Origin of the sequence: Dietzia sp. CQ4 (assembly GCF_014145125.1) — a bacterium.
GTDB lineage: Bacteria > Actinomycetota > Actinomycetes > Mycobacteriales > Mycobacteriaceae > Dietzia > Dietzia natronolimnaea.
Map to the genome: position 1 here is coordinate 1 of NZ_JAALDZ010000287.1, position 3,458 is coordinate 3,458.

At 70.3% G+C, this 3,458-nt stretch carries 4 protein-coding genes; 3 read left to right on the forward strand and 1 reads right to left on the reverse strand.

The features are described 5' to 3' along the window. Together G6031_RS15055 and G6031_RS15060 are read left to right on the forward strand one after the other, a co-directional pair. Positions 1-184: excalibur calcium-binding domain-containing protein (locus G6031_RS15055; protein WP_182653687.1), on the forward strand; the 184-nt coding region annotated here is incomplete at its 5' end. An 88-nt stretch (positions 185-272) separates the two neighbouring features. After that, positions 273-1,184 (forward strand): serine protease, encoded by a 912-nt coding sequence (locus G6031_RS15060; RefSeq protein ID WP_182653688.1) that lies wholly within the window; start codon positions 273-275, stop codon positions 1,182-1,184. Between the two features lie 11 nt (positions 1,185-1,195). Here the strand turns inward: G6031_RS15060 and G6031_RS15065 are convergent, their stop codons facing one another. Next, a complete protein-coding gene (locus G6031_RS15065; RefSeq protein WP_182653689.1) occupies positions 1,196-1,921 on the reverse strand; it encodes a PadR family transcriptional regulator in 726 nt (241 codons plus the stop codon). A gap of 250 nt (positions 1,922-2,171) precedes the next feature. On the opposite strand from G6031_RS15065, the gene G6031_RS15070 reads away from it, so the two are divergent. Then, a complete protein-coding gene (locus G6031_RS15070; RefSeq protein WP_182653690.1) occupies positions 2,172-3,035 on the forward strand; it encodes a Bax inhibitor-1/YccA family protein in 864 nt (287 codons plus the stop codon). The last annotated feature ends 423 nt before the right edge of the window (positions 3,036-3,458 follow it).

Here is a 3,458-nt window from a genome sequence, read left to right on the forward strand (position 1 = left end):
CGAGCCCATCGCCCCGCCGCCGCCCGCGCCGGTCTACGCACCCCCTCCGGCACCGGCCCCGCAGGCGACCTACTTCGCCAACTGCGACGCGGCGCGCGCGGCGGGCGCGGCCCCGATCATGCGCGGAGAACCGGGGTACGCGCCGAAACTGGACCGGGACAACGACGGTGTCGCCTGTGAGTAGCGAGCGGTACTGGTGAGATATCCGCGGGCGGAGTAAAGTCCGAGACATCTCAATATGAAGATCTGTTCATCTGGCTAAGGAAGCCGCCATGGGCCCACGACCGACGTCGGCATTGCCACTCGTCGCGGTGGTTCTCGCCATCACGACGGCGTGCGTCCAGGACGGTGGCGAGAACCCCGCGGCTCAGCAGAACGTCCCCGGGGTCATCGAATCCAACTCGCCCGACGCCGAGCCGTCCACGATGAACCCGCAGCGACTGGACGACTCCGTGGTGTTCCTCATGGCCACGGTGTCCGGCTACGTCCTGGACCCGGGAAGCGGGGAGGGCGACGACGTCCGGTCCACCGAGGTGACGGCTGTGCGGACGTGCACCGGATGGATGGCGGGCGGGAACGGCGAGATCATCACCGCCGGGCACTGCGTCGGTCGGGACGAGGGTCGTGGCGCCGTGATCGAGTCCTACCTCGACGATCACGACGTCGCCGACGAGGCCGCCCTGGACGCCGAGGTCGACATCCGGGTGATGGCGGGCCAGCCCGACGTCGACGGTGCCACCATCACCGATTGGGTGACGGTCCGGATCGCCGACGTGATGCCGGCCGAGCGGGGCGATCTGGCGCTGTTGCGGATCGACGGGCCTGCTGCCGACCCTCGACCGCCCGCGCTGCCGATCGCCGATGACGACCCGCGACCCGGGGACAGGATCACCGCGATCGGGTTCCCCGGCGCCGGGGGAGACGTCGCGGAGGAGACGGTCATCCAGCCGCCGTCGTTCAAGTCCGGCTCGGTCTCCACCCGGCGGGCGTCACCGAGGGGAGTGGAGGGGTACGAGATAGACGCCGACCTCAGCCCCGGCATGGCCGGCGGCCCCACGGTCGACGAGCGGGGCCGGGTGGTCGGGGTAAACTCATACGCCATCCGAGGGGGCTACCAGGCGTCCAACGTCATCACGGGGACCTCCGACCTGAGGCGGTTCCTCGCCGACAACGGGGTCTGGTGACCGGTCGCCGGTCAGTCGCCGGCGTCCGCCAGCAGGCCGTAGAGGCGTTTGCGCAGGGCGACCAGCTCCTCGGTCGCCGCGGCACCGGTGGCGGGGTCGCCTGTCTGGACGATGGCCCGCACGGCCATGGCGGCCTCGCCGAACGCCTTCCACAGGTCGGCGTCGCCGCCGAGTCGCGAGGCCGCCTCCTCGGTGGCGTCGTCCCATGGCGCGGGCCGGTCCGCGAGCTGCTCCACCTCGGCGCGCCCGGCGTCGGTGAGCTGGTAGTGCTTGGGTCCGGCGTCCTCCGCGGGCCCGATGAGACCCTCGTCCTCCAGCAGCGACAGGGCCGGGTAGACCGCCCCGGAGCTGGGGCGCCAGGTGCCGCCACTGCGCTCGGCGAGCTCGCGGATGATCCCGTATCCGTTCAGGGGTCCCTCCGCCAGCAGCAGGAGCGCGCCGTGCCGGACGTCCCCTCGTCGTCGTCGCCGCTGGTGGCCCCGCCGCATCCCACGTCCCTCGTCGAACGGGCCGAAGGGCCCACCGGGGCCGAACGGACCGCCCGGGCCGAATGTCCCACCGGGACCGAACGGCCCGCCGGGTCCGAAGGGCCCTGCGCCTCCGGCGTGGTCGTGGCGTCGGCCCCGGTGGTGTCCGCGCAGAGGGCCGGGGCGGCCGCCACGCCGGGGGTGCCCGCCCCGACTCCGGGCGCCCGGGGGACCGAAGTCGCCCGGTTCGTGTGCGTCGTCGATGTGCATCGCCGACTCCTTCCGTCCTGGGCGCCCGGTAGGCGCCCGTCTGTCGAAGAGTATTCGCGACACTCGATAGAATGTCAACGACATATCTTTACGAACCTGGTGTGAGGGACGACCGCCCGGTCGGGCAGGATGGGGGTCGACGCGGGGAACACACAGGTGGGCCCGCGCGTTGACCAGTACGAGTGATTCGTCGGTGACCCGGCGGGGACTCTCGATCAACGACCTTCCCCGACAATCCGAAGGGACCTCGATGCGCACCAGCAGCAATCCGGTCTTCAGTTCCCTGTCCCAGGACAGCGCGCGTGGCGCCACCCAACTCGGTGGTGCCGGACGCGCGGGCTTCCAGCAGGGTCAGTACGGCCAGCAGGGTTTCGGTGCCCAGCCCGGGTACGACGCCCCCCAGGCCCATCCGCAGTTCGACGCGGACACGCGGCCCATGACGATCGACGACGTTGTCACCAAGACCGCCACGACCCTGGGTCTGCTCAGCATCGTGGGCGTGATCGCGTTCTACATGATCAGCATCAATCCCGGCCTGCTGTTCCCGCTGCTGCTCATCGGCGGTATCGGCGGTCTCGTCGTGGTACTCGTCGCCACCTTCGGCCGCAAGATGGATTCGGCCCCCGTGACCCTGACCTACGGCGCCCTCGAGGGACTGTTCGTCGGTGCGGCCACCTACCTGTTCACCGCCGACCTCCAGGGCGGTGGCGTGCTGGGTGCCGTCGGCGCGGCGATCCTCGGCACCATCGGTGTGTTCGTGGGCATGCTGTTCGTCTACAAGACCGGCGCCGTGCGCGTGACCCCCAAGTTCACGCGGTTCCTCACCGCCGCCATCGTGGGCGTGCTGTTCGCGGCGCTCGGCAGCATCCTGCTGAGCTTCTTCACCGGTGGCTCCAACCCGCTGTACAACGGCGGCCCCATCGCGATCGGCTTCTGCCTCCTGTGCATCGGCCTGGCCGCGTTCAGCTTCCTGCTCGACTTCGACAACGCCGACCGCCTCGTGCGCGCCGGCGCCCCCAACAAGATGGCGTGGGGCGTCGCGCTCGGCCTGACCGTCACCCTGGTCTGGCTGTACATCGAGATCCTGCGTCTGATGAGCTACTTCCGCGACTGATCAGCGCGAGCGGCCGAGCGCGGCCAGCGGTTGCGCTGCCCGGCCACCCCGATCGATCCTGCTGCCCCGATCCCCTCACCAGGGGGTCGGGGCAGTCGCTATTTCGGGAGTGTCCGGTCGGCCGCGCTCCCGCGCTTCCGCGTTCCCGCGATCCCGCGTTCCCGCGCCCGGGTGGCAGGAGCGGCCTGGACGTGCCCGGCGAGATCAGCACGCTCTGCCTCCCGCCGACTGGTCAGACGTGCTCACGTTCACCCAGGATGCGGGCGCAGAAGAGCCGCATCTCTGACCACTCGGCGGGGCGAGCGGAAGGCGATCGATCTGACTGCCGAGGGCGCAACGAAAAGAGCGTTCCGACCACCGTCTCCTGGGCAGTTTCAGCGAGCTAGCGCAACACCGTCGATTAGTTCGGTCATCTTCGCATGG

Bases quoted from the DNA above. Each gene is read 5' to 3' on its own strand.
- G6031_RS15060 (WP_182653688.1), top strand. From the start codon at position 273: ATGGGCCCACGACCGACGTCGGCATTGCCACTCGTCGCGGTGGTTCTC.
- G6031_RS15070 (WP_182653690.1), top strand. From the start codon at position 2,172: ATGCGCACCAGCAGCAATCCGGTCTTCAGTTCCCTGTCCCAGGACAGC.
- G6031_RS15065 (WP_182653689.1), bottom strand. From the start codon at position 1,921: ATGCACATCGACGACGCACACGAACCGGGCGACTTCGGTCCCCCGGGC.